1 pseudogene is annotated in these 366 nt (G+C 59.3%); it reads left to right on the forward strand.

What is annotated here, in order from left to right:
• Nucleotides 1–366: pseudogene (locus RMT89_RS41625) on the forward strand (phage tail protein); the annotation flags it as partial.

The following is a 366-nucleotide window of genomic DNA, read 5'->3' on the forward strand; positions in this document are numbered from 1 at the left end:
CACCCGATGTCTTCTCGAAGCTCATCATCTGGCTCCCTGACTACCTGTCCGTGAAGGCCCCAAGTGGGACCACTGTGTACGTCAATCGGGGCGGCTACCTGTACGACCGCAATGCCAAGACCGACGAGTTCACCCAGCCGGTGACCGTATGTCTGATTCGCCTGAAGGGATTCGAGGAGATGCCCACCCAGTTCAGGACCTACATCTTAGACAAGGCAGCACGTCGCTTTAACATCCGGTTCTTCGGGGCCGCTGAGATCGAAGCGTCCCTCCAACTGGAGGAGCAAGACGCCTGGGCTCGGGTGCAGGAGTTCGAGCTGGAGTATGGCGCCTTCAACATGCTGGACGGTGACGCTTGGGTCGCTG

Source organism: Streptomyces sp. P17 (assembly GCF_032436805.1).
GTDB lineage: Bacteria > Actinomycetota > Actinomycetes > Streptomycetales > Streptomycetaceae > Streptomyces.